General features: G+C 61.7%; 29 protein-coding genes. 21 read left to right on the forward strand and 8 right to left on the reverse strand.

Annotation, left to right across the window (positions count from 1 at the left end; translation table 11 throughout):
• The first annotated feature begins 2 nt into the window (after positions 1-2).
• The 16 genes from NL532_RS00130 to NL532_RS00205 all read left to right on the forward strand — a co-directional run bounded on the left by NL532_RS00130 (position 3) and on the right by NL532_RS00205 (position 10,845).
• Positions 3-1,163 (forward strand): hypothetical protein, encoded by a 1,161-nt coding sequence (locus NL532_RS00130; protein ID WP_023828525.1) that lies wholly within the window; start codon positions 3-5, stop codon positions 1,161-1,163.
• The gene (locus NL532_RS00135) at positions 1,154-1,609 is read left to right on the forward strand and encodes a hypothetical protein (protein WP_031202799.1); all 456 of its coding nucleotides are present in this window, start codon (positions 1,154-1,156) and stop codon (positions 1,607-1,609) included. The genes NL532_RS00130 and NL532_RS00135 overlap by 10 nt, the downstream gene beginning before the upstream one ends.
• Before the next feature lie 47 nt (positions 1,610-1,656).
• Positions 1,657-2,583, forward strand: a complete 927-nt coding sequence (locus NL532_RS00140; RefSeq protein ID WP_245270182.1) for a glycosyltransferase — start codon at positions 1,657-1,659, stop codon at positions 2,581-2,583.
• Between the two features lie 93 nt (positions 2,584-2,676).
• A complete protein-coding gene (locus tag NL532_RS00145) occupies positions 2,677-4,074 on the forward strand; it encodes a phage tail sheath subtilisin-like domain-containing protein (protein WP_023828528.1) in 1,398 nt (465 codons plus the stop codon).
• A complete protein-coding gene (locus NL532_RS00150) occupies positions 4,071-4,583 on the forward strand; it encodes a phage major tail tube protein (protein ID WP_023828529.1) in 513 nt (170 codons plus the stop codon). The genes NL532_RS00145 and NL532_RS00150 overlap by 4 nt, the downstream gene beginning before the upstream one ends.
• Positions 4,584-4,598: 15 nt before the next feature.
• Positions 4,599-4,871 carry a phage tail assembly protein gene (locus NL532_RS00155; RefSeq protein ID WP_031202800.1) on the forward strand — a complete coding sequence of 91 codons (273 nt, stop codon included), beginning with the start codon at positions 4,599-4,601 and terminating at the stop codon, positions 4,869-4,871.
• A gap of 23 nt (positions 4,872-4,894) precedes the next feature.
• Positions 4,895-5,014, forward strand: a complete 120-nt coding sequence (locus NL532_RS00160) for a GpE family phage tail protein (RefSeq protein ID WP_023828531.1) — start codon at positions 4,895-4,897, stop codon at positions 5,012-5,014.
• The gene (locus NL532_RS00165; RefSeq protein ID WP_023828532.1) at positions 5,014-6,915 is read left to right on the forward strand and encodes a phage tail tape measure protein; all 1,902 of its coding nucleotides are present in this window, start codon (positions 5,014-5,016) and stop codon (positions 6,913-6,915) included. The genes NL532_RS00160 and NL532_RS00165 overlap by 1 nt, the downstream gene beginning before the upstream one ends.
• A 4-nt stretch (positions 6,916-6,919) precedes the next feature.
• A complete protein-coding gene (locus NL532_RS00170) occupies positions 6,920-7,318 on the forward strand; it encodes a phage tail protein (RefSeq protein ID WP_023828533.1) in 399 nt (132 codons plus the stop codon).
• Between the two features lie 78 nt (positions 7,319-7,396).
• Complete coding sequence (locus tag NL532_RS00175) at positions 7,397-7,609, forward strand: tail protein X (RefSeq protein WP_023828534.1); 213 nt, start codon at positions 7,397-7,399, stop codon at positions 7,607-7,609.
• Between the two features lie 3 nt (positions 7,610-7,612).
• Positions 7,613-8,890 carry a phage late control D family protein gene (locus tag NL532_RS00180; RefSeq protein WP_023828535.1) on the forward strand — a complete coding sequence of 426 codons (1,278 nt, stop codon included), beginning with the start codon at positions 7,613-7,615 and terminating at the stop codon, positions 8,888-8,890.
• Entirely contained in the window at positions 8,887-9,150 is a 264-nt protein-coding gene (locus NL532_RS00185) for a DUF7940 domain-containing protein (RefSeq protein ID WP_155923765.1), read from the forward strand. Before NL532_RS00180 ends, NL532_RS00185 begins: the two co-directional genes overlap by 4 nt.
• Positions 9,137-9,766: a glycoside hydrolase family protein gene (locus NL532_RS00190; RefSeq protein ID WP_023828536.1), complete on the forward strand. Its 630-nt coding sequence runs from the start codon at positions 9,137-9,139 to the stop codon at positions 9,764-9,766. The genes NL532_RS00185 and NL532_RS00190 overlap by 14 nt, the downstream gene beginning before the upstream one ends.
• 120 nt (positions 9,767-9,886) lie before the next feature.
• A complete protein-coding gene (locus NL532_RS00195; protein ID WP_155923767.1) occupies positions 9,887-10,240 on the forward strand; it encodes a hypothetical protein in 354 nt (117 codons plus the stop codon).
• Between the two features lie 4 nt (positions 10,241-10,244).
• Complete coding sequence (locus NL532_RS00200; protein ID WP_023828539.1) at positions 10,245-10,439, forward strand: hypothetical protein; 195 nt, start codon at positions 10,245-10,247, stop codon at positions 10,437-10,439.
• 4 nt (positions 10,440-10,443) lie between these two features.
• Positions 10,444-10,845: a hypothetical protein gene (locus tag NL532_RS00205; RefSeq protein ID WP_023828540.1), complete on the forward strand. Its 402-nt coding sequence runs from the start codon at positions 10,444-10,446 to the stop codon at positions 10,843-10,845.
• On the opposite strand, the gene NL532_RS00210 is transcribed toward NL532_RS00205, so the two are convergent.
• The 3 genes from NL532_RS00210 to NL532_RS00220 are packed head-to-tail and all read right to left on the reverse strand — an operon-like array spanning position 10,842 to position 13,459.
• On the reverse strand, positions 10,842-11,108 hold the full coding sequence (locus NL532_RS00210; protein ID WP_023828541.1) for a helix-turn-helix domain-containing protein: 267 nt from the start codon (positions 11,106-11,108) through the stop codon (positions 10,842-10,844). The genes NL532_RS00205 and NL532_RS00210 overlap by 4 nt on opposite strands.
• A 16-nt stretch (positions 11,109-11,124) precedes the next feature.
• Complete coding sequence (locus NL532_RS00215) at positions 11,125-12,285, reverse strand: tyrosine-type recombinase/integrase (RefSeq protein ID WP_023828542.1); 1,161 nt, start codon at positions 12,283-12,285, stop codon at positions 11,125-11,127.
• A gap of 1 nt (position 12,286) precedes the next feature.
• A complete protein-coding gene (locus NL532_RS00220) occupies positions 12,287-13,459 on the reverse strand; it encodes a DNA polymerase III subunit beta (protein ID WP_023828543.1) in 1,173 nt (390 codons plus the stop codon).
• A 745-nt stretch (positions 13,460-14,204) separates the two neighbouring features.
• On the opposite strand from NL532_RS00220, the gene NL532_RS00225 reads away from it, so the two are divergent.
• The 5 genes from NL532_RS00225 to NL532_RS00245 are packed head-to-tail and all read left to right on the forward strand — an operon-like array spanning position 14,205 to position 19,522.
• On the forward strand, positions 14,205-14,393 hold the full coding sequence (locus NL532_RS00225; protein ID WP_023682045.1) for a hypothetical protein: 189 nt from the start codon (positions 14,205-14,207) through the stop codon (positions 14,391-14,393).
• Positions 14,393-15,574: an acyltransferase family protein gene (locus tag NL532_RS00230; RefSeq protein WP_023828544.1), complete on the forward strand. Its 1,182-nt coding sequence runs from the start codon at positions 14,393-14,395 to the stop codon at positions 15,572-15,574. Before NL532_RS00225 ends, NL532_RS00230 begins: the two co-directional genes overlap by 1 nt.
• Entirely contained in the window at positions 15,571-16,683 is a 1,113-nt protein-coding gene (locus NL532_RS00235) for a glycosyltransferase family 2 protein (RefSeq protein WP_023828545.1), read from the forward strand. Before NL532_RS00230 ends, NL532_RS00235 begins: the two co-directional genes overlap by 4 nt.
• On the forward strand, positions 16,680-17,726 hold the full coding sequence (locus NL532_RS00240; protein WP_023828546.1) for a glycosyltransferase family 2 protein: 1,047 nt from the start codon (positions 16,680-16,682) through the stop codon (positions 17,724-17,726). Before NL532_RS00235 ends, NL532_RS00240 begins: the two co-directional genes overlap by 4 nt.
• The gene (locus tag NL532_RS00245; RefSeq protein ID WP_031202805.1) at positions 17,726-19,522 is read left to right on the forward strand and encodes an ABC transporter ATP-binding protein; all 1,797 of its coding nucleotides are present in this window, start codon (positions 17,726-17,728) and stop codon (positions 19,520-19,522) included. Before NL532_RS00240 ends, NL532_RS00245 begins: the two co-directional genes overlap by 1 nt.
• A 123-nt stretch (positions 19,523-19,645) precedes the next feature.
• On the opposite strand, the gene NL532_RS00250 is transcribed toward NL532_RS00245, so the two are convergent.
• The 5 genes from NL532_RS00250 to NL532_RS00270 are packed head-to-tail and all read right to left on the reverse strand — an operon-like array spanning position 19,646 to position 24,885.
• On the reverse strand, positions 19,646-20,476 hold the full coding sequence (locus NL532_RS00250) for a dipeptide ABC transporter ATP-binding protein (RefSeq protein WP_023682050.1): 831 nt from the start codon (positions 20,474-20,476) through the stop codon (positions 19,646-19,648).
• A complete protein-coding gene (locus NL532_RS00255; protein ID WP_023696764.1) occupies positions 20,476-21,321 on the reverse strand; it encodes an ABC transporter ATP-binding protein in 846 nt (281 codons plus the stop codon). The genes NL532_RS00250 and NL532_RS00255 overlap by 1 nt, the downstream gene beginning before the upstream one ends.
• A complete protein-coding gene (locus NL532_RS00260) occupies positions 21,321-22,205 on the reverse strand; it encodes an ABC transporter permease subunit (protein WP_050485757.1) in 885 nt (294 codons plus the stop codon). The genes NL532_RS00255 and NL532_RS00260 overlap by 1 nt, the downstream gene beginning before the upstream one ends.
• A gap of 26 nt (positions 22,206-22,231) precedes the next feature.
• Complete coding sequence (locus NL532_RS00265) at positions 22,232-23,239, reverse strand: ABC transporter permease subunit (RefSeq protein WP_023692619.1); 1,008 nt, start codon at positions 23,237-23,239, stop codon at positions 22,232-22,234.
• A 47-nt stretch (positions 23,240-23,286) separates the two neighbouring features.
• Entirely contained in the window at positions 23,287-24,885 is a 1,599-nt protein-coding gene (locus tag NL532_RS00270; RefSeq protein WP_023669491.1) for an ABC transporter substrate-binding protein, read from the reverse strand.
• Between the last annotated feature and the right edge of the window lie 104 nt (positions 24,886-24,989).

Here is a 24,989-nt window from a genome sequence, read left to right on the forward strand (position 1 = left end):
CGATGCCCATTGACACCGTAACGGCTAATCGAAACTGGCAGCTTCCGAACGGCGGCAACAATCTTGACCACGATGTCGCCCGGCTGATCGCGGCCTTGCAGGCCGCCGACCTTGACGTCGCCAACATTCTTTCAACGCTTGTGCTCAAGGCGCCGATACTAAACGCAGGCCTCACCGGCGCCCCTACCGCGCCGACCCCGGCAGCGGCGGACAACTCAAACAAGATCGCGACCACGGCTTGGGCTCGGCTCTACTTTGCCGACATCGTTGGCGCCGCCCCGGCCGCGCTCGATACCATCGCCGAGCTTGCCGCCGCGCTGCAAAACGACCCGAGCGTGATTACCAATCTGACCACTTTGGTCGGCAACAAAATCACGGGGCCGGCCGTGGCGGTGGCGGATAACATCGCCACTTTCAACGGCACCACGGGCAAGATTGCAAAGGACAGCGGCGTCGCGGTGTCCAGCTTGGCACCAAAGGCCAGCCCTGCCCTTACCGGCGTTCCCACGGCACCCACGGCGGCGCCAGGAACCAACACGACGCAGCTTGCCACCACGGCCTATGCTGACGCGATTGCGGCCCTGAAGGCCAATCTTGCCAGCCCTACGTTCACGGGCGTTCCTGCGGCGCCCACGGCGGCGCCAGGAACCAACACGACGCAGCTTGCCACAACGGCTTTCGCGGCTGCAATCGCGGCCCTGAAGGCCAATCTTGCCAGCCCTACGTTCACGGGCGTTCCTGCGGCGCCCACGGCGGCGCCAGGCACTAACACGACGCAGCTTGCCACAACGGCTTTCGTGGCTTCGGTGGCCGCCGGGCTACAGTTGCAAGGCTTTTACGAAAGCCCGCAACAGACGATCACGGCGGGCGGCCTTCTCACCCTTGCGCATGGTCTTGCCGCGAAGCCAAAGCTTTGTATTCCGGTCCTTCAATGCACAACGGCAGATCAGGGTTACGCCATCGGCGACGAGTTGGTCGTTAATCCGAATTTCAGCGCCACCGATCCTAGCGGGCGCGGTCTCTCTATTGTGCCGACCGCGACCACCCTCTTGGTTCGCATCGGCAATGACAGCTTTGCCTACACCATCATCCGAAAGGACACCGGCGGTGTGGGCAGTATCGTAAACGCAAGTTGGAAACTCGTTATGAGGGCATGGCTGTGACGCAATATTTCGTTGATTCCGAGGGGAACTATCTCGGCGCTTTTGCCGGCGAAGGCGTTGAAACGCCGCTAGATGGTATCGAGGTGCCCGAGGCGCCTCATGACGCCCGCCAGGTATGGCTTGGCGAAGCTTGGTCCGAGGTGGAGTCGCTCCCGCCGCCGGTTCCGGCCGTGATTTCTGATCGGCAATTTTTTCAAGGCCTCGCGGTGGCCGGCGTGATCACCAATGCCGAAGCGCTGGCGGCTGTAAAAACGGGCGCGATTCCGAGCGGCATGATGTCTCTTATCGCAGGCCTGCCCGAGGATTCACGGTTCGGTGCGGAAATGCTTCTTTCGGGGGCAACGGAATTCAAGCGCACTCACCCGCTAACGTCCGCGTTCGGCGCTGGCTTCGGCTGGACCGAATCGCAGATCGACAACTTTTGGATCGCGGCGTCGATCTTGTAATCCGCTCTACTTGGGTTAATGGGTTGGCGATGCGTATAACTATAGTTGTGCAAGGCAAGATCCCCTGTGAAGGCTACGGCGGTACTCAGCGCCAAATAGACTGGCTCGCCAGCGAACTTGTGAGCCTCGGCCATGAGGTCACGCTGATAGCGGGGCCGGGATCAAGGCACCCGCTTTGCGAGGTCCGGCAGGCCTCAACACCGGCCGAATGCGCAGCCGCGATTCCTGGCGACGCCGACATCGTCCATTTTAACGGATGGTATGAGCTTAGCGGCCCATATCGAGCGCTCTACACGCTACATGGATACGTCCCGAACATGCCAAGGGAAGGCCAGAATTTCAGCTTTGTAAGCGCTAGCCACGCCCGCCGGCACAAACGGGCTACCTTCGTCCATAACGGTTTTCCCGTAGACGCCTACCGGATCGCCGGCTTGAAAAATGACCGGTTGCTGTTTCTCGGCGGCATCGCTCGGGCCGGAAAGGGCCTCAACCTGGCGGTCGACCTGGCGAAAAAATTCAACTTCGGACTCGATATTGCCGGCGGCTCCCGCTGGAAACTGCTAGGGCGAAGCCAGACCCGCAAAGAGGGCGTATTCTTCAAGAGCCTGTCCGGCCGGTTCCACTTCACTGGCGTTATCGATGGCGCGGAAAAGCTCCGGTTCCTCGGCGAGGCCAAGGCATTTCTTAACCCGATTTCTTGGGAAGAGCCATTCGGCATGGCGCCGGTCGAGGCGATGCTTTGCGGTACGCCTGTACTCACCACGCCCCGAGGGGCATTGCCGGAGACAGTAGACGCCGAAACCGGGCGTTTCTTCGAAACCGACGAAGACTTCGCGCGCGGCCTTAACGAGGTGGGTAGCATTTGCCCGCAACGGTGCCGAGAATCAGCCGCCGATAGGTTCCCGATCGATAAGACAGCGAAGGCCTACGTCGCCCTCTACCAGCGGGTTCTTGACGGCGAGACGCTTCCCTAAAAAATTCCGGCGTGGCCCGCTAACTCTCGCATTGTGCGTTTGCGAAACGTCAACGACAGCCTATAGAAAATGTGACATCGGAGATTGCACATTATGGCTGGCACTGACTTTCTGCACGGCGTTGAACTCATTGAGATCGATGACGGCCCCCGCCCCATCCGCACCGTTCGCTCGTCCGTCATTTTCATCGTGGGCACCGCGCCCGATGCTGACGACCTCGCCTTCCCCCTCATGACTCCGGTGTTGATCGCCGGTAGCCGGGGCGAGGCATCCAAGCTGGACATGTCAGTCGGCAAAACCCGCCTCGGCACGCTGCCGAACGCGGTCGACCTCATCCTCGATCAAATCGGCGCCGTTATCGTGGTGTGCCGAGTCGATGAAGGCGCCGACGCTGGCGAAACACTCGCCAACGTTCTTGAAGGTGTCCACATCGCAATGGATGCGAAATCGGCGGTGGGTGTGAGCCCCCGAATTCTTATCGCGCCAGGCTTCACCGGCGAGCGTCCAGTCGGCATCGCCGGGCATGGCGCCATTACCCCCGGCAACAGTGGCGCAAACGGCACCTTCGCCCTCGCCTTCACAGGCGGCACAGGGTCCGGGGCGGCTGGCAACTTCACCGTGGCGGGCGGTTCGCTCACCGCAATTACCATCACCTCGGCGGGCCGCTACACGGTTGCGCCTGTCTTCTCGTTTGCCGCCTCGGCCGGCCTTGTGGGCGCCGCCTCGACCGTCACGCTAGGCGCTACCGCAAACGCGGTCGTGGCCGAATTGATCGGCATCGCGGAACGCCTTAAGGCCGTCATTGTTGCGGACGGCCCGAACACCAATGACGCCGCCGCGCTGACCTATGCCGACGACTTCGGTTCGAAGCGCGTCTATGTGGTCGACCCTGGCGTCAAGGTTGCTCGCGGCGCCAACGTGAACAGCGAGCCCGCTTCGGCGGCCGTCGCCGGCCTTATCGCTAAGATCGATAATGACCGCGGATTCTGGTGGTCGCCCTCAAACCAGAACATCAACGGTATCGTGGGAACGGATCGCTCGGTCGACTTCGCGCTCGGCGATGCGAACAGCCGCGCAAACCTTCTCAACGAAGGCAACGTCGCGACGATCATCCGCGAAGATGGGTTCCGGCTTTGGGGCAACCGCACCCTGTCCAGCGACCCGAAATTCGCGTTCCTGTCCGTGGTCCGCACGGCGGATATCATCAACGACTCCATTCTTCGCGCCCATCTTTGGGCCGTGGATCGCAACATCACGAAAACCTATATCGATGACGTTGAGGAGTCCGTGAACGCCTACATTCGCACCCTGGTTGCGATGGGCGCCCTTATCGGCGGCCGATGCTACGCCGACCCGGACCTCAATTCGCCGGCCTCGATATCCGAGGGCAAGGTTTGGTTCAATATCGATTTTACCCCGCCTTACCCGGCCGAGCACGTCATTTTCCGCTCGCGCATCGTCAACGACTTCCTTGAGGATTTGGTGATATGAGCACCCCCACTTTCGGACTCCCGCGCCAGCTAAAGGCGTTCAATCTCTATTTCGACGGCAACTCGTTTGCCGGCCGAGTGGACAGCATCACGCCGCCGACTCTCACGCTCACCTCGGAAGAGCACCGGGCCGGCGGCATGGATGGCCCGAAGAAATTGGAAATGGGTATGGAGGCCATGACCGCCACCCTTATCATTTCCGATTACGACCCCGCGCTTATCAGCCTTTTCGGCGTGGACAACGTGCCGCTTGTGGCGCGTGGCGCCGTGCAGGCACAGGGCAAGGCCGCCGAGCCCGTGGTGCTCAACATGCGCGGCATGTTGATGGCGCTGGAACTCGCCGAGTGGAAGCCCGGCAGCAAGTCCCTCAAGACCCTCACCTATGAACTCGATTACTTCCGCTATCGCCAGGCCGAGGTCGAATTCATGGAAATCGACATCATCAACATGGTTCGCCGCATCGGCGGTGTCGACCAGCTTGCGGCGCAGCGAACCGCTATCGGCCTCTAAAGGGAAGCATGAGACATGACAACTGACATTCGAAAGCAAGTCCGTCACCCGCTGGTTGAATCCATCACCATCGAAGGCAGGGAAGTGACCGAAGCGGTTTTGCGCCGCATCAAGGGCAAAGACATTCGCGGTATGGACCGCCAAGAATCGGACATCGACAAGACGGCTTACATCATCTGTCAGCTTGCCGGCTGGCCGCCCGAGGCGTTCGACCTTTTGGACGCCGAAGACATCGACGGGCTCGGCAAGATCATTGAGGGTTTTATGGGGAGGCGGAAGCGAGCGTAACGCTCGAGTCCGTCTCCAACCTCATGGCGGATATTGCTTCTATCTTCCACTGGCCGCCGTCCGAAATGTGGGAAATGGACCTTTCGGAAATCGTCATGTGGCGCGCCCTGGCCGCCGCCCGCGCTGGTAAGGCAAAAACGTAATGGCCGGGAAGCCCGAAGCCGAAGCATTCGTCAAGCTCACGCTCATCGACCGTATCACCGGGCCGATTAAGCGGCTACAGGCGCGGCTGTCCGCACTGAGCGCTCGTCTAGGCTTCGACCGCATCGGCGCTTCTGTAAGTCGCCTCGGGCGAAGCCTGCAGGGCCTTGGCGCTGGCCTGGCCCGCACGACCGGCCGCCTCGCTTCCTTCGTCTCACTACTCGGCCTCGGCGCCTCGGGTGCCGTTGCTGGCGCCTTCGCGCTGGCGAAGAGCGCGTCGGACCTCGGCAGCGAGATCGGCGAAGCTTCGTTCAAACTCGGCATCGGGGTTGAGGCGCTGCAGGAATACCGATTCGCCGCGAAAATGAGCGGGATCGAACAAGAGTCCCTCACCAAGGGAATTCAGAAGCTCGGCATCAACGCTTCGCAGGCCACCAAGGGCAACAAGACGATGGCGAAGAGCTTCAAGGCGCTCGGCATCCCGTTGAAAGATACTAACGGCAAGATGCGGTCGACCGAAGCCATCCTGGACGACACCCTTACCGGTCTGTCAAAGATCAAAGACCCGTTGCGGCGCAACGCCTTGGCGTTCCAACTCTTCGGCAAGTCCGGGGTCGATTTGGTTAAGATGCTTACGGATGGTGCCGAAGGCCTCAAAGATATGCGCCATGAGGCCAGGCTTACCGGGTCCGTCATGAGCGCGGGCGCGGCGGCGGCGGCCGACAAGTTCGGCGACAACCTTGACGCCCTCTTGATCCGCGTCAACGGCCTTAAGCTCTTCCTCGGGGTCCAGCTATTGCCGGTCCTGAATGAGGTTATCGAGACGACCACGAAATGGTTTGACGCCAACGCGGGGCTTGTCCGGTCCACTATCTCGGAATGGGTCAAGACGTTCGCGCAAGTGCTTCGCGACCTCATGAATCCGGCGTCGGATATCCGGCAAGAGATCAGCAAGGTCGCGGCTAACTTCAACTCATTTCTTGCTGCCATCCGGCCCGTGGTGGATTTCCTCGGCGGCCCAATGCAAGCGACGCTCATCGCCTTGGGTGCGTGGACGGCGGCGCCGCTCATCGCTGCCCTTGTGGCCGTAGGCGCCGCGCTGGTCAGCCTTGGGGTCGCCATCGCCGCCCTTTCGGCGCCTGTTTTGATATTCATTGCCCTCGCAACTGCCGTCGCTAGGGTCGCGTACCTGATCTATGAAAATTGGGATTCCATCGCCAAGTTCTTCGGCGATTTCTGGACCTATGTAACCGGGCTGTTCGCCTCGGCGGTTGCCTATATCCAGTCCATTCCGATCAAGCTCTATGACGTTGGCGCCGCCATGGTGGACTCCATCTGGCAAGGCCTCAAATCGAAGTGGGGCGATGTCGTGGCCTGGCTGAAAGGCGCGGTCAACGACCTCATTGGTTGGCTTCCCGAAAGTATCAAGAGCAAGCTCGGGTTTGATTTGAGCGCGGCCAAGCTTCCAGAGGGGCCAGCCGGCCCCGCAGCGCGCGCCGGTCGAACCGTTGGCGGATTGGTGCCACCGGCAACGGAACGCGCCCCGGCGCCCTCGCCTGGCTTCGCGCCTACCGTTCGGCCTATGGACACCGGCGGCATGATGGAAGGCTTCGCCTCGGCGTGGCGTGACCTCATGAAACCGATTGGCGACATCGTTAAGCAAGGCAGCGGCGAGAAGACTGACAAGGTCGAAGCCGGCGCGATCACCACGGGCAGCATTCAAATGTCCGAGCCCTTGATTGCTCATGAGCCGCAACAGATCAATGCGCCGCTCAACGTGGGCGGCATCACCGTGAACGTGCAAGGCATGACGCCGGCCGAGGCGCAAGGCATGGTCACGCGCGCCATCGGCGCGGCTCAAGCCAAGCACGCCGCAAATCTGCAATCGAGCCTATCGGATTGATGCCATGTCTACGATGATGGGCCTCGGGCCGTTTCGTTTCAGCCTGTCAACGGCGGCCTACCAATCGCTAGAGCGTGGTGATGAATACCGATGGGAAGAGGCGGCCCGCATCGGCCGCGCCCCCGCTATGCAGTTCATCGGCGCGGGCACGACGACATTCAGCTTGAGCGGCACGATTTACCCAGGCTTTCGCGGCGGCCTCGGGCAGTTGGATTCCATGCGCGCCATCGCGGCGATAGGCGCCCCGCAAATGATGGTTTCCGGCCTCGGCCGCATCTTCGGGCTTTATGTGATCGCTGGCGTCAATGAAACGCAAACCATCTTCTTCGACAACGGCGCATTTCGAAAGCAGGAATTCAGTATTGACCTCAAGAGCTACGGCGTCGACGGCGGCCTGTTCTAGGGTCCGTTCCCCTCATCGTGGGTACGGCGTCCCGGCCGGTTCGGGTATGGTGTTCGCGAATTGCAAACAGGTGTGCAAGTGGACAGCTACCGCGCCAGCGACGGCGACATGGTCGATGAAATTTGCTGGCGCTTCTATGAGAAGGGCCAGCAACCGCTTGCTGCTGAACGGGTCTATGAGGCAAACCAAGGCCTCGCCGCCATGGGGCCAGTGCTCGCGGCGGGAACTCTCGTCAATCTGCCGGAACTTCCGCGCCCGGAAGCTACCCCGATAGTTCGGATTTGGGGTTAGGCCATGACCCCGTTCGCCTCGATATCTTCCAACGGCGCCGATATCACCGGCGCCCTCGCCGACCGGCTCTTGTCCATTGAGTGCCATGACGAAGCGGAAGACAAATCCGACCGCGTCACAATCGAGCTTGACGACCGCGCCAGGTGGAGCGACGGCGCCGTTGCGGCGCTGCCTCTCATCGGCTCAACCCTCACCGTCACGATGGGCTTTCGCGAGGGCGAGTCCGCCACGTTCGGGCCGTACCTCATTGACGACCTGGACGTGTCTTCGCCGCCTCGGGTACTCAAGGTAACGGGCCGGGCGGCAGCTATGCCGAAGTCGTTTCGCACCCCGAAAACGAAGAGCTACCATCAAAAGACGGTCGGCGCGATCATGCAGGAAATCGCCGGCCGAAACGGCTATGAGGCCAAGATTGACCCGGCGCTGTCCGGCATCGTCATGCGCCATATCGATCAGCGCAACGAGTCGGACATGTCTTTCGCTACCCGGCTCGCCGCGATGCATGACGGCGTCGCCAGGCCGGTGGCCGGCAAACTGGCGGTTGCGAAGCGCGGCACCGGGAAGGCCGTCACGGGCGCCGAGCTTCCCGCGATCACACTTGTCGAGTCCGATTGCGAGACGTGGAATTTCAAATACTCGGCCAGAGACGAAGCCGGCGAGGCTGGCGGCGTTGGCGGTGGCGGCGGTTCCTCGGCTCAAGGTGCGGCCGGCGCCGCTGGCGACACCGCCTCGGGGCAGACCGAAGGCGAGTCCATAATCGACGCCCCCGATGACGAAGACGGCGACGCCGAGGAAAAGGGCGGTGTCCGCGCTTTCTGGACCGACATCCGCACCGGCGAGACGAAGGAATCCACGGTCGGCAAAGAGCCGTTCCATGATCTTCGCTACACCTATCATAACGAAGCCGAGGCACAGGCCGCCGCCGACTCCTACAAGAACAAGAGCGCTCGCGGCAAAGCTTCGTTCTCTTGCACGCTGCCCGTGGGCCGCCCATCGGTCCAAGCCGAGGCAAAGCTAACGCTGTCCAAGTTCCGCCCCTATATCCCGGCGGCCTGGCGGATCAAGAGCGCGTCGCACGTCTTCAATGGCAGCGGCTACAAGACCGCGATTGACGCTGAATTGTTCGCCGAGAAGCAGGCGGACGTTCCGGGCAGCGTCAAGAAAACCAAGCCCACGGATGACGACAAGATCGACCCGGATGCCCCGGCCGAGCCGGTGGAGCCTACCGCGCCGACCGATGGCTTCATTATCGATGTTCCGAGCGAAGGGGCAACGCCGTGAAGCTCTTCCCTCGGCTCATTCCGAACGCACGAAAGGTAGCGCTCCGCGCCTATTCCTTTCACCTCAACCTTGCCGGCGCCGTGTCCGGCTTGCTGTTCTTTCTCGACACCGCTTGGCCCTACTTCAACGGCTACCTGCCGATACCGACTCCGGTGTTCGGTGCGCTCGCCGGGATCTTCTCCGCGCTGGCGGGTGTCTTCCGTTTCATTCCCCAAGAATCCGTTTCAGGAAAGAGGCGCCGCCGTCATGCCCGTAGGTAAGATCAAATCGAGCAACCGCGCGCGCGCGGCTATTGCTGCCGTCACGGCGGTCGCATCCCTGGTAGGCGGCCGATATATTGTTGCGAAGCCCGAGCCAATCCCGGCGGCCGTGCAGCTTGCCGTTGATGCCGCAATCATGCCCTGGGAGGGCTTGGTTCTAACGTCGCATTGGGACCGCTATTCCAACAGGTGGGACATCTGCCACGGCGACACCCTGATAGACGGCAAGCCCGTGAAACCCGGTATGAGGTTCACGGCGGCGCAGTGTCACGACCTACTGATCGAGCGCGTGACCCGCGATTATTACGTGCCGTTGACGAAGTGCATTGCCGGTTTCGACACCAAGCCGATCAGCCTTCAAGCCGCGCTCATTTCAGGCGCCTACAACTTCGGCGTCGGGTCGAGAGAAAAGCGCTCGGGATTGTGCGGCTCCCGTGCCGCCGACTTTACCCGTTCCGGCGACTACTACACGGCCTGCCTGGCGCAAACCGCCTTCAACAAGGCCGGCAAGGGCAAACAACGCCAGGTCGTCAAGGGCTTGGTGCTTCGCCGCGAAATGGGTGACGCGCAGCGCATCGGCGAGGCCGAGCTTTGCGTATCTGGCCTCGAAAGGTGAAGTGATGGAAGGCTTCATCAATCTTGTTATCCCGGCATTCGACCGCTTTCTGCGAGTCGTTGGCGCCGCCGCCCTCGCCGTCATCGCTGGCTTTCTCATCTGGTGGGTGTGGTGATGCAATTGAAACTCATCATTGCCGGCTTGGTGACACTCGCCTTCCTCGGGCTCTTCGCTACGGCGGCCGTCTATCGTGGCAACGCCATCGCAGCCGAGGCGGAAACCGCTCGGGTGCAAGCCAGCCTCGATAAGGCGGTGGACGCCAACAAGGTTAGCTCAGACACCATAGAGCGGATGCAAAAGCAGGACGCCGCCAACGACAAGATTGCGGCGGATCTCGGCTTGAAGCTGGCCGCTGCCAACGACGCATTGATCGAAAAAACCACGGCTCGGGCCGACCTGAAAGGCAAAGATGAAAACGCTCGCACTTATCTCAATACTCCTGTCCCTGACAGCGTGCGCAAGCTTTACCCCTAAGCCGGTGGTCGTCGTCAAAACCGTGACGGTTCGGGAGAAGGTGCCGGCATACTTGATTCAGCCGTGCCCGAAGAAATGGCAAAAGGCCGGCCCGTGGATCACAGAAGATTTTGCGGTGCGCGGCGACGTCAATGAGGCCGGGCTTGATAAGTGCTCGGGCCAGGTTGATGGCGTCCGCGAATGGAATGCGGGGCTCTAAGATTATGCTGCAATTTGATATGACCGTGGGCATTCCTACGCTGATCACTATCGTTGTGCTGGCGGGCTCCGGTATAGGCGCATGGTATGCGGTACGTGCCAAAGGGCAGGAAAACACCAAGGCAATCGAGAAGCTTGAGGACGATATGGGCAAGCAAATTACATCGCTGGCCGCGTCCGTGGCCCTGGCGAACCTCAAGGTCGAAAAGGCCACTGAAAAGGCGGAAGAGGTGCGCGGCAAGACCGCCCACGAACTGGCGGAATACAAGCTTGCCGCAGCCGAGAAGTTCGCAACGAACGCCTCTATTCGCCAGGTGGAAGAGCGGATCGTGCAATCAATCGATCGGCTCGGCGACCGGCTCGACAAATGGCTGGATAACTCGGCGCAAAAGGCCGAGAAGCACTAAGCCGCCTTGGCGGCGCCGCCGGTAACTCGCATTGGCAAATGCGCCCGTGCCGAGGCCGGCAGCATCAAATAGATCCGCAAAAAGTTGATTGCATAAAAGGGCGGGACTCCGCTGTCCTGGCGGTCCCGTAGCCAGCGGTTCACTTGAACCGGCGTCTTGCCGAGAAGCCCGGCAAGCTGTTTCTGTTCAAGCCCTGATTTCTCAAAGAGCAATTCGAATTCACGTTGATCGTCTGCGGCGTTTGTCATGTCGTGAATATACATTTCGCATAGTCCCCTATCAACGCCGCAATACCGCAACTTTGCCGCCGCCCGTCATAATTTCCTTGACGGATTCCGCTGCCGTGTCCGCCATCTTTTGAGCGGCGCCGGTGAGCAGGTAGGCGTAGCGTTTGGTTGTCTGCGAATCCATGTGCCCGAGCAAGCCGCCGACTTGGGTGAGGTCCAGCCCGGCGGACAAACCGGCCGAGGCGAAGAAACGCCGAAGATCATGCGGCACTAGATTTTCCTCTATCCCGGCGGCCTTCATGAGCGCGGCCCATGGCTTCGTGACGTTCACCATATGCTTGCGGCCGTGCCGCCCCACGATCAGGTAAGGGTTGCCCTTCACCTCGGGTATCTTGGCGATGACCTCGCGCGCCAGGGCGGACAGCGGAACGATCTTCTCGCCCGTCTTGGAGTCCGGAAGGTGCAGGCCGTCCGCCTTCACCCATGACCGCTTAGCCGTCTGTATCTCATTGCGGCGGGCGCCGGTGAAACATAGAAGCTCGACCAGCCCGGCAAAAAACGGGCTGGCTTCCCATAGCGCATTGATGGCAAGCAATAAGCGGAACGCCTCGTCGGCTTGAGGCAACCGTTTCCTTTTGTGCTCTTTGTAGCGCTCGACATGAACCGGGTTCGATTTGCGCGGGCGCCAGCCCCATTTTTCGGAAAGGTTGAAGCCCTTGGATAGCAGGGCGGCAACCCGGTTCGCCTGGCTCGGGGTCTTCCGCATCTTGAAATGCAGGGCCTCGACCTCGGCCTCGGTCACGTCCGCCACGGCCTTGCCGGCCCCGAAGTGGGGCAAAACATGGTTGTTATAGAGGCCTTCGTTGTCCTTACGGTAGCCGGGTTTATTCCGCGTCTCGGCGTATTCCATGTGCTTGTCGCGAAGCTCGGCCATCGTTGGCCGCGCGGCGGCCTCGGCCTTCTCCCCGGCGGGATCTTCACCGTTGGCGACCTTGGCGAGGATATCTTTCGCCTTCGTCCTGGCGGCGGTGAGGGCCAGGTATCGGAAATCGCCGAGCTTCATGTTGCGCTGCCGGCCGACCTTCGTCCGGTAGAACAGATACCAAACCGCCTTACTCGCGAAGTAACGAAGCCGAAGGCCTGGCACCTTCGGGTCGTTCCATGCGGTGCCAGAAGCGCCCGAGGCGGCCGGCCCTTTCGATTCCTCGGCCATGCTACACGCGCATAGGCATGAGCACAGCGAACTCGCCGGCAGGGCCGCCAGCGCTCACCATGAGCGGGTCGCCCGCGCCGGTGAAGCCGAGCCGAATCCGCTTCGCCCCGAAGGCCTTTGCCATGTCCGCGAAATAGCGGCTGTTCACGCCGAACGCGCTAACGCCCTCGGGTGCCTCGCCACGGAAGACGGCTGACACCTCGCCGAAATCGGGGTTGCTCGCGGAAACGGACATGCCGCCCTCACAGGGTTGCACCTTGACGGCCGTTTGCCTCTCGCGCCTCACGCCGCCCGTGGCACGGTGCAGCTTGCCAATCTTGCCGGCGTCTAGTTCGAACTCTTTGAACGGCCCCTTGGGCACGACGCGGCGCCACTCGGGGAACGTGCCGTCGATGACCTTAGTACGGATGACGGTATCGCCGAAGCTAAATTCGGCCTTCATGTCATCCACGCAAAGCACAACCTCTTTGCCGGCGGCGAGGTGAGCGACCGCCTTGATCGCGCCGCGCGGGATGATGACGGTCGGCCGGCTCACGATGTTCGCGGTCGTCTTCGTCTGGCGCGACCCGAGGCGGTGGCCGTCCGTAGCGATGGCCCGCAACATGCCGTCGTCGTCAACGCCAAATTCGAAGGCGACGCCGTTGAGGTAGTATCGCGTTTCTTCGGTCGATACGAACGGCAAGGTGAGGCCGAGAAGCCAGGACATGACACCCTCGGCGAGCGGCACGCGGCGGAAGCCGGCGTCGCTGAAATTCGGGCCGTTGAGGCGCGGGGCATCCTCGGCAGGCATCGGGATAATGCCGGCGCTGAAATCGCCACAGGTGAAGGTGACGCGCTCGTCGGTGGCCGCCTTGCGTATCTGGACCCGCTCACCATCGGCGCCGTTCATGAAGGCCGCCAGGGTGCGCAGCGGCACCGCGAAGGCCTCACCGCGCCCCTCGGCCGCGAGCGTGGTTTCAATCGCTAGGTCGATTTCGAACAGCGAGACGCCGAGGCGTTGCGCGGTGGCGTCCATGGTGAGGGTGACGCATCCGAGAATCGGAATTGTGTTCCGGGGCTCGGCATAGGGCATGAGGGCGGCCAGGGCGCGTCGGAACGAACCGGCGTCCGCTTCAACGGAAAAGACGGCGGACGGCTTGGCGACCACGGTGGCGGCCTTATTGGTATGCTGCATGGGTAGACCTCGCTTTGATGAATTGCAAACGCCTGCTATGCATGATGAATACGAAGGCGTTTGCGATTTGTCAACGTCTGGTAGCACATCGGTAGCAGATTTACGGGATAGAGGGCGGTTTGATGCTATCAGGTGCAAAGGCGGAACCGCGCAAATGCAACGGTTTGCGCTGTCCTGATATGGCCTAGAAAGGGTGGAAACCTGTTTCGTAATGATGGGGTCAGGTGTTCGAGTCACCTAAGCGGCACCAGTTCTCCATCCGACGCAAGCGTGACGGCAGGTGCAAGGCTAATGCACGTCACTCCCTACGCCAACACCGGCACTTCCTGTCTGCCTCGTCGACATGCGCCGCCATATGGCCGCCGCCACAGGATTGCGTCGTCAGACGCTTGACCATCGACTATGCTGCATCGCGCAAGATCGACAGCCTAGAGAACCCGACAATACAAGCATAATTTATAAGATACAAAACCACTATCTTAGAATAATCTTCGTCAATTTTGACCTATATCAGACACTCCGGATTATAGTTGTGTAATTAAACAGTGCCTTTTCTGACATGGTACTACTGCTCATGCAGCATTGCGGACGTGAAAAACCCTGAGCGACGCAACGCACTCGCAAATCATACCCATTTTTAGCACTAACTCACACAAATATTACAGCTCGATAGATATTTTGTGTTGCACTGCACCATTGCCCGGTTGCACCATTTCTTGGGGGATTTGGTACTGGGAAGTGCGCCGTGGAGGATTCCGCCAAGTTGATCAGCTTGAATTTTTCGCTGGCCAGCACCGATTTCGAGGCTGCCCCGCGCACAAGGCGCGGGTTTGATGTTGTCGGCGCACTCTCGACGCTGGCAGGCCTCGACCTGAGGCCCGGAATGCAGGGCCGCTGGCTTCATCGGAGATTTCAGACCGGCGGAAATGGCTGATGGCGGTCGCGCGTGACAATCAGTTGGACGCTCTGCGCGCCATCGCTGTCACGATGGTTCTCTATTCCCATTTCCTTGCACCCAACGGGTCCTCCTTTTGGGGCCACATCGGGGTGCGGCTTTTTTTTGTGCTGAGCGGCTTCCTGATCACACGACTGCTGCTCGAAGCGCGCGCCGCGGCCGAATTCAAAGCCGGCCCTGCATTGAGTTCCTTCTACATCAGGCGCGCGCTGCGCATATTCCCGCCCTATTTCGCCGTGCTTGGGTTCGTCTGGCTGACCGATCTGGAGCAGTCCAGTGGATCGCTCGTCTGGCATGCGCTTTACCTGTCGAATTTTTGGTACGCGCTGCGCAACGAATGGACGCCCTGGCTACTCTGCCATTTCTGGAGCCTGAGCATCGAGGAGCAGTTCTATATCGCCTGGCCGCTGGTCGTGCTTCTCGCACCCCGCCGGCGGGTGGAAGCGATCACTATCGGCGTCATCCTGTTGTCGCTGGCCTATCGCTTCTACTGGCCGATCACCGCCACCCCGGCGCTAGCGCGCGACCTGCTGCCGCCAGCATCGATGGACGCGCTGGCGTTTGGTGCTTTGCTTGCCTGCCGGCGGACCAGAGGCGCCGGCCTGCCGCAATGGATGCGGCTAGGCTGGCCAGCCCTTGCGGCTGTCTTCCTGGCGATTGAGTGGCTTATCCCTGCGCCGGCCGATCCTATGCTGGAATGGGCCCGCTGGGCGTTGCTGCAGATCCTGCCCCTGGTGCCACTGGTGGCCGTTGTCGCCGCCTGTTCAGCCGGCCTTGGCGGCGTCCTCGGCAGGGTTTTCGAACTGCCACCGCTGCTGTCACTGGGCCGCATCAGCTACGGCGTCTATCTTTACCATCCGATCCTTCTGTCGCTCGCCGTCAAGTCACAGGCCTGGATCCCGCTCAACGTCTCGGAGCAGGGGCCAGGGCGTTTCCTGGTCGCGAGCGCCGCCACGATCGCCGTCGCTTCGATCTCGTGGACGGCTTTCGAAAAGCCGCTCAACGGCCTCAAGCGCCGCTTCCCCTATGTAGCGCGCCGCCGCTCCCAGGCACGCTCTGGCGATGCCGGCTGGCTCGGCAGGGCGGCGGACGCCTATCCCGGCGGATCCCCCGATGGCCGCGCCGCACTCGAACTCCGGCGAACGGATGCGCAGAGATGACCACCGCGCCGCTCGTCTCCGTCCTGCTGCCGGTCTACAATGCCGGGCCTTATCTCACCGCTGCGCTGGAGAGCATTCTGCGGCAAGACTACGATCGCCTGGAGGTCATCGCTATCGATGACGGATCGACTGACAACTCGCTCGAGATTCTCGAACGATACCGCCGGGCAGACAATCGCGTTTCTGTCATCTCGCGTGAGAACCGCGGCCTCGTCGCCACCCTCAATGAAGGGCTACGACTGGCCCAGGGCGAGCTTGTTGCGCGAATGGATGCGGACGATGTCGCCTATCCCCGGCGCCTCTCGCGCCAGGTCGCACTGTTCGAGCGGCGGCCCGATCTCGGCTTCTGCGGCGCCTGCGTCGATACCTTGCTTCACGGCCGTATCGCCAAAGGCAGGCTAGACCCGGTGTTCCGCCTCGGCCGGCTCGACATATTGTCGATGTTCTTTACGATATTCTTACATCCGACGGTGATCTACAACAGGAATGTCATTGGGAACAACGATCTCTATTACGATCCTAAATATAGACATGCCGAGGATTTTGATCTCTTCAGACGGCTTGCCGGCCGTTTCCCGGCGACCATATTGCCCGATAGCCTGCTCGTCTATCGCATCCATGCGGGAAGCGTGACCATGCGGCATGCCAAGGAAATGCGCAGGACGCATTTGCGGATCGTGGCCGAAAATCTCGAGCGTGAGGGGCTTGCGGAAACCACAGCGGATCTGCGCGACATCGGCGAGGCCGTCTCTTTCGACACGGTTTCGCGCGCAGCCGATTTCATCCGTGCGCTCGAAGAGCGGATTTCCGAGCTGCCGACCGACACACGGCCAAGCTTCGAGGCAGGCGCGCTGAACCTGTTCTATTTCCTCTACCAACTCGTCGGCGACGAAGGAGAACCGCCGCTGACCCACGAATTGCTCACGCGGACGGCGAGATGGAATTTCATCCGGCGCCGCGAACAATATGCGCTGCGTCCCGGCATCTGGGCGCCTTGGCTCAGCCTGCTCTCGATAAGGGCCGGAAAGCGGGCGGACGCGGTGGCCTACTTCTTCAAAACCACGCCGGCCGAAGCGGTGCTTGCGCGTTATCAGCGGGGACTGGTATGACCGACAGGCCCCACCCGCTCCTGCGCGATCACCAGTTTGCGAGTGCGCCTGTCCCGACATCTCCCCGATCGGAGCGGCCGTCGCTCGAGGTCAGTTTCATCGTCTGCACGCGCGACCGCGCCGCTGTGCTGGAGGCTTGCATAGCCTCGATCCAGGCGGCATGCCGGGTGCACGCCACCTTCGCGGCAGAGTTGGTGGTGGTCGATAATGGTTCACGGGACGGCACGTCAAAGCGGCTGGCCGCTATCGCCGAAACTTCCGACATCCCAGTCACAGCCGTCTCGGAGACTCGCCCCGGACTAGCCGCTGCCCGCAATGCCGGATTGGCGCGAGCGCGAGGCCGCGTGCTGGTCTTCGTCGACGACGACTGCAAGCTCGACCGCGACTATCTCCGCGACCTGGAGCGGCACTACCGGAGTGGCGAGAAGTGGCTGATCCGCGGCGGCCGGGTCGAGCTCGGTGATGCCCGGGACCTGCCCTTCACCATAAAGCTCTGCGAGGCAAGCGAGCGGCTGACCCCGGCGGTCCACCCCGGCGGCTTCGTGCTCGGCTGCAACATGACCATGCACCGCGACGTCGCGGCCCGCATCGGCTCGTTCGACGAACGCTTCGGCGCTGGTGGCCCGCTACGCTCGGCTGAAGATACTGATTATCTCGTGCGGGCGATGCTGCTCGGCATGCCGGTCGAGTATGTGCCCGACATGACGGTCTTGCATCATCACGGCCGGCGAGACCGCAAGTCGATCGACAGGCTGCACCGCGACTATAGCCTCGGTAATGGTGCGCTGTGCCTGAAACATGTCCGCCACGCCCCTTGGCTGCTTCGCCATGTCTATTGGTCCGCGCGGGCCGCGTTCAGGGAACTGGCGGGCCGTCCTCGCTTTGACCGCGACCTCGATCTGTCGCACTGGCCTATTGTCGTTATGAATCTGGCAGGTGCCGCCAGATTTGCGCTGCTCGTCATGATGGGATGGCCAAAACGGCTGCCGCTGCGCCACGACCGACAAGCCAGCGAAGCCAACGCGGAGGCCAGAGCGCGATAATGTCACTGATTCCGTCAGCCCTGCCAATGCTGCGCCGCGCGCTTGGTGGCAGGCTGTTGCGGCTCGTTCCCGTCGTGGTGGGGCTCGGGCTTGCGGGCGCCGCGCTGGAAGGCCTCGGCATCGGTCTCATCATTCCGCTGCTTGGCATCATTATGGGACGTGGCGAAACATCAGGCATGGCCGGTTTCTCCGCCCTCCTCCAGCAGGTTGGAGCGGACCTCGGCGAGCGCCAGCGGCTGATCGCCATTTCGGCCGCGATCCTCGGTTCGATCGTACTGAAAAATGTCTTTGCCTTCGCCAACACTCTGCTGACCAGCTACATCTACGGCAAGGCAGGTTATTCGATCCGTAGCGCACTGTCGGAGCAGTTGCTCAGGGTCGGCTACCCCTTTTTCCTGCAGCAAAGCCCCGGGCGGCTGCTCAACATCATCTCCAACGAATCCTGGCGAGCATCCGACGCTATCCAGGCCCTGCTCGGCGCGATCGTCAGTGCCTCGGCCGCCGTCATCCTGCTCGCCTTCCTCCTGCTCCTCTCTTGGCAGATGACGCTGCTGGTGACTCTAGGGCTGGCGCTTGTCCAGCTGGCGCACGGGGTTTTGTCGTCCAATCTGAAGGCGCCGAGCCGCAGCGTCGTCTCGCGCAACAGCGCACTGGCGTCGCAGATGCTGCATCTGGTGCATGCCGGGCGCCTGATTCGCATCTTCGGGCAGGAGAACCGTGAAAAGGCGGTCTTCGCCAAAGCGTCCGACGGGGTGCGGCGGGCGGCTTTCGTGCTTTCAATCCGCCAGGGCGTCTTGCCGCCACTGACCGAGGTATTGCACGCGATGCTGTTCCTGGCGGTGGTGATCGGAGCCTGGCTGGCGAATGTAAGCTTCCCGCTGACCGTCGCCTTCCTCATCCTGCTCTACCGACTGCAGCCGCATATGCGGGCCTTGCAGATGTCCTGGAGTCAGTTGCAAGGCATGAGCGGCTCGCTGGAGGAGGTACAATGGCTGCTCGATCCTTCCGACAAGCCCGAGGCGCCGCAGGGCAGCCTGCCGTTCGACGGCTTGCGCCAAGGGATCAGCTTCGATGATGTGAGCTTCGCCTATTCCGGTCCCCTGTCAGGCCCCGACGCGCGCGAGGCGGTGCTGCATAAGGCGGTGTTCGACATCCGCAGCGGCCGCTCGACGGCGCTGATCGGCCGCTCGGGCGCCGGCAAGACGACGATCGTCAATCTCCTGTGCCGCTTCGTCAAACCCGACAGCGGCAGGATCCTCGTCGATGGGGCACCGCTCGATGAAGTGGACCCAAGCCAGTGGCGGCGGAACATTGCCCTGGCCAGTCAGGAGCTGGAACTGGTCGATGGCACCATTTTTGAAAACATTATCTACGGCTACGACACGGCGTCGGCCAGCGACGCCATGCGCGCCGCAAGGCTGGCCGAGGCACATCAATTCATCGAGCACCTGCCGCAGGGCTACGCGACACTGGTCGGATACCGGGGCATCAACCTGTCAGCCGGACAAAGGCAAAGGATCGCCCTGGCGCGGGCGCTGGTGCGCGATCCCGATATTCTCATCCTCGACGAAGCCACCAGTGCGGTGGATGGGTTGTCAGAAGCCGCTATTGTCGAGACGCTGAAATCGCGGGCCGGCCGCCGCACCACCATTGTCATCAGTCATCATTACAGCACCATATCGTTCTGCGACGACGTGGTGATCTTGAGCCGCGGTCGGGTGAAAAAACAGGCCCCCTTCGCAACCCTGGCAACGCTCAGCATGGACGAGCTTTACCAGCACGGAGCGGGTGAGTGATGGGGCGCACCCCAACCTGCGACGCGGCTTGCGCCCGGCAGCTCGCAGATCGCGATCAATCCTGCCGGCAAACCACCGCCGCGACGCATTTCCGATTGTTCAAAAACAATTCTCGGTGAGAGGTCAGGCGGCCTTCTTCTTCGCCAGCCGCGCCTTGATCGAGGCGACGTCGGCGCGCGGCGTCGCGGCGAACAGCGTCCTGGTGTAGTTGTGCTTGGGGTCGGCGAAGACCTCCTCGCGCGAGCCGTATTCGACGGCTTCGCCGAAATACATCACCATCACATCGTCGGCGATGTAGCGCACGACCGACAGATCGTGGCTGATGAAGACATAGGTCAGCTGGAATTCGTCCTGCAGGTCGGCGAGCAGGTTGAGCACCTGCGCCTGCACCGAAAGATCGAGCGCGGAGACCGGTTCGTCAAGCACCAGCAGGCTCGGGTTCAGCATCAGCGCGCGGGCAATGGCGATGCGCTGGCGCTGGCCGCCCGAGAACATGTGAGGATAGCGATTGTAGTGCTCGGTTCCGAGGCCGACTTTCTTCAGCATCCTCATGGCGAGGTCGCGCCGCTCTTCGGCCGGCTTGTCGGTGTTGATGAGCAGCGGCTCGCCCAGCACATCTCCGATCTTTTGGCGCGGATTGAGCGATCCGTAAGGGTTCTGGAAGACGATCTGCACCTTGCGGCGCATCTCCCTGGTCAGGCCGTTCCTTGCGATGTCGACCTTGTTGCCGTCGATGAACAGTTCGCCCGACGTTGCCGGATCGATCAGCGTGATGATGCGCGCCAGCGTTGACTTGCCGCAGCCCGATTCACCGACGATGGCCAGCGTCTTGCCCTTGTCGACGCTGAACGAGACGCCCTTGACCGCATGCACGGTGCGCGCGCCGCGAAACAGGCCGCCGCCGACGTGATAGTCGCGCACGATGTCCTTGCCTTCGACGACCTTGATGCTCATCAGACGCCCCCGGCAGCCGGTTCGAACAGCATGTCCGAGACGGTCGGCAGCCGGTCGCCGACGGCATTATCCGGCAGCGCCGACAAAAGTGCGCGGGTGTAATTGCTCTTCGGCGATTCAAACAGCGACAGCACGTCGGCCTCTTCCATCTTGCGGCCCTTGTACTGGACGATGACGCGGTCGGCGGTCTCGGCCACGACGCCCATATTGTGGGTGATCATGATCAGGCCCATGCCGTATTTGACCTGTAGCGACACCAGCAGGTCGAGGATCTGCTTCTGGATGGTGACGTCGAGCGCGGTGGTCGGCTCGTCGGCGATCAGAAGCTTGGGATTGCAGGCAATGGCGATGGCGATCATGACGCGCTGGCACTGGCCGCCCGACATCTGGTGCGGGAACGAGTTCAGCCGTTCGGCCGGCTCGGCAATGCCGACCTGCGTCAGCAATTCGATGGCGCGCTCGCGACGCTGGGCCTTGTCCATGCCCATATGGAAGCGCAGCACCTCCTCGATCTGGAAGCCGACGGTGAAGCACGGATTGAGACTGGCCATCGGCTCCTGGAAGATCATCGACATGTCCTTGCCGACGATCTTGCGCCGGTCGGCCGGGCTCATCTTCAGGAGATCGCGGCCGTTGAAGCTCATCTCGTCGGCAGTGACCGTCGCCGTCCACGGCAACAGCCCCATCACAGCCAACATCGACACCGACTTGCCGGAGCCGGATTCGCCGACGATGGCCAGCACTTCACGTTCGTTCACATGGAGCGAGACGCCATCGACCGCGCGGAACGGGCCGGATGCGGTCTGGAACTCAACGACGAGATTGCGGATGTCGAGCAGCGCCATTACGACCTCCTCAGCTTCGGATCGAGCGCATCGCGCAGACCGTCGCCGATCAGGTTGATGGCAAGCACGGTGATGAGGATGGCCAGACCGGGGAAGGTCACCACCCACCAGGCGCGCAGGATGAATTCACGCGCCGAGGCGAGCATGGTTCCCCATTCCGGTGTCGGCGGCTGGGCGCCAAGGCCGAGAAAGCCGAGAGCGGCCGCCTCCAGGATGGCGTTGGAGAAGGACAGCGTGCCCTGCACGATCAGCGGCGCCAGGCAGTTGGGCAGGATGGTGCGCAGCATAAGCCTTATATGGCCGGCGCCGGCGACCTTGGCGGCGACCACATATTCGCGGCTCTTTTCGGCCATGACGGCAGCGCGCACCAGACGGGCAAAGTGGGGTTGCAGGACAAGCGCGATGGCCAGCATGGCGTTGAACAGGCCGGGGCCGAGGATGGTGACCAGAACCAGCGCCAAGAGCAGCGACGGGAAGGACAGGATCAGATCCATGACCCGCATGATCGCCACGTCGACCCAGCCCCGGAAATAGCCAGCCAAAAGGCCGAGCGTGATGCCGCCGACAAGCGCCAGCGTGACCACGACGGCGCCGATGAGCAGCGAGAAACGCGCGCCATAGAGCAGGCGCGAGAGCATGTCGCGGCCGACCGCGTCGGTGCCAAGCAGATATTCCATGCTGCCGCCTGCCTGCCAGGCCGGCGGACGCAAGAAAGCGGTCTTGTCCTGGATGTCGGGCGCATAGGGCGCGAGCAGCGGTGCAAAGAGCGCGGCCAGCACCAAAAGGATGAAGACGAACAGGCCGATGACGGCGCCGCGGTTTACCGAGAAATAGTGCCAGAAAGTCCTGAAGCCGGTCAGTCGGTCAGGGTTGCCGGCGGCCATCGGGGCGATTTCGGTCGACTGGCTCATCACGCCGCCCTGATGCGCGGGTTGATGACGGCATAAAGCACGTCGACGATCAGGTTCACGGCCATGACGATAAGGGCGATCAGCAGCAAGCCTGACTGCACGACGACATAGTCGCGCTTGGATATGGATTCGACCATCCACTTGCCGATGCCCGGCCAGGCGAAGATGGTTTCTGTGAGAATGGCGCCGGCGAGCAGGGTACTGACCTGCAGGCCGATGGTGGTGACCACCGGGATCAGCGCATTGCGCAGCGCATGCACGCCGATGACGCGGGACGACGACAGGCCCTTGGCGCGGGCGGTCCGCACATAGTCTTCGCCCAGCACTTCGAGCATGGCCGAGCGCGTCTGGCGCGCGATCACCGCCAGCGGGATGGTGCCGAGCACAATTGTCGGCAGCACCAGGTGGCTCAATGCCGAGCGGAAAGCATCCCATTTGCCGTAGAGCAGGCTGTCGAGGGTCAGGAAGCCGGTGATCGGCTTGATAAAGAACTGAAGGCCGATGCGTCCTGAAACCGGGGTCCAGCCGAGATAGCCGGAGAAAAAGATGATCAGCAGCAGACCCCACCAGAAAATCGGCATGGAATAGCCGACAAGGGCGGTGCCCATCAGCCCCTGGTCGAACCAGGAGCCGCGTTTGACCGCAGCAATGATGCCGGCCGGGATGGCCAGCACCATGGCGAAGATCATGGCGAAGACTGAGAGCTCGACGGTTGCCGGGAAGAGCGTCATGAAATCTTCGATGACCGGCCGCTTGGACGAAATCGACACGCCGAAATTGCCGGTCGCGGCATCGCGGACATAATGCGCGTATTGCTGCCAGATCGGCAAATTGTAGCCGAACTGTTCCTTCAGTTCCGCGTAACGCTCGGGCGACACGCCATGCTCGCCGGCCATGGCAAGAATGGGATCGCCGGGCAGCAGCCTGACGAAAGCGAAGGCGCAGATGGTGATGCCGATCAGCGTCGGCAGCACCAAGACGATTTTGTTTAGGAGATATCGGAGCATCTTGAAAAGCGGGCGGCGCCTGATTGCGCGCCGCCCGCCTAACAGTTCTATTCGGCCTTGTCGACGCCGTCGAAGCGATGAATGCCGAGCGGGTCCATCATGAAGCCGCTGACATTCTTGCGCACGACTGCGTAGACCTGGCTGTGTGCCATGAGGAAGGCCGGAGCCTGCTTCTGGAAGACAACCTGCGCCTCTTCATAGAGCTTGGTGCGTTCGGCCTGGTCGCTGGTCTTCTTGGCCTTCTGGATCAGATCCTCGAAGTCCTTGTCGCACCAGCTGGAGTAGTTCGACACGCCGATGGCCGAGCAGGCGAACAGCGTGGCGAAGAAATTGTCCGGATCGCCATTGTCACCGGTCCAGCCGATCTGGAAGGCGCCCGGACGCTCCTTCTTCTTGCCTTCTTCGCGGTACTTCGTCCACTCGTAGCTGACGATCTCCGCCTTGACGCCGACCTTGGCCCAGTCAGCCTGGATCAGTTCGGCGGCGCGCTGGAAGTTCGGGTTGTAGGGACGGACGCGGTCGGAGGCCCAAAGCTGGATCTCCTTCAATCCGGCATCGGCCAGCACCTTCTTGGCGGCTTCCGGATCATAGGCGTCGGACTTCACGTCCTTGTTCCACGACCACATGGTCGGCGGGATCAGGTTTACGGCCGGCGTGGCGCCGGCGTCCTGGAACAGCGACTTGATGAGCGATTCCCGATCGATCGCCTGGTTGAGCGCATGGCGCACTTCAGGCTTGTCGAGCGGCGGGATGGTGGTGTTATAGCTCATATAGCCGATGTTGAGGCCAGCCTGATCCATCAGGGTCACGTCGGCGTTGGCCTTGATCGTGCCGATGTCGGCAGGATTCGGATAGGGCGCGATATCGCATTCGCCGGCGAGCACCTTCTGGATGCGGGCGGTGGCGTCAGGCGTGATCGCGAAGACGAGATCGTCGATCTTTTCCTTGCCCTTGAAGTAGTCCGGGTTGGCCGCATAGCGGATGACCGAATCCAGCTGGTAGTCGACGAACTGGAACGGACCTGTACCGACCGGCTTGGTCGAGAAGTCGGCCATCTTGCCGTCTTTTTCCAGCTGGTCGGCATATTCCTTCGACACGATCGAGGCGAAGTCCATGCCGAGATTGGCCAGCATCGGCGCGTTCGGCTCGGTCAGCGTCAGCTTCACGGTCAGGTCATCGACCTTTTCCCACTTGGCGACGTATTTCGGCATGTCCATGCCGGTGTAGTAGTCCCAGGTCAGGTTCGGCAGGTACTTCTCGCCGTTCCAGGGGTTTTCCTTGTTGAACTGGCGATCGAACGAAAAGACGACGTCGTCGGCATTGAAATCACGCGTCGGCTTGAAGAAATCCGTCGTCTGGAACTTCACGCCCGGATGCAGGTGGAAAGTATAGACCAGGCCGTCGTCCGAAATCTCCCATTTGTCGGCGAGACCGGGCACAACTTCGGTGCCGCCATGCTTGAACTCGACCAGGCGCGAATAGACGGTGCGCGACGAGGCGTCGAAGTCGTTGCCGCCCGTCGTGGTACCCGGGTCGAAGTTGGCCGGCGAGGCCTCCGAGCAATAGACCAGCGTCTTGGCATTGGCCACACCGCCGAGGACGCTTGCAGCCAGCAACGCGGCTGCAAAAGTCAGTTTCTTTTTCATTGAGCACTCCCTGATGTTCTTCCAAGCCCCTCTATAGGCTCGCGAAGCGCGCATATAAGCACCGTTTTTCCGGCTTTGGAACACCCTGTTTGCCTACCCCACCG

This window comes from Mesorhizobium sp. C120A (genome assembly GCF_030323105.1).
Taxonomy (GTDB): domain Bacteria; phylum Pseudomonadota; class Alphaproteobacteria; order Rhizobiales; family Rhizobiaceae; genus Mesorhizobium.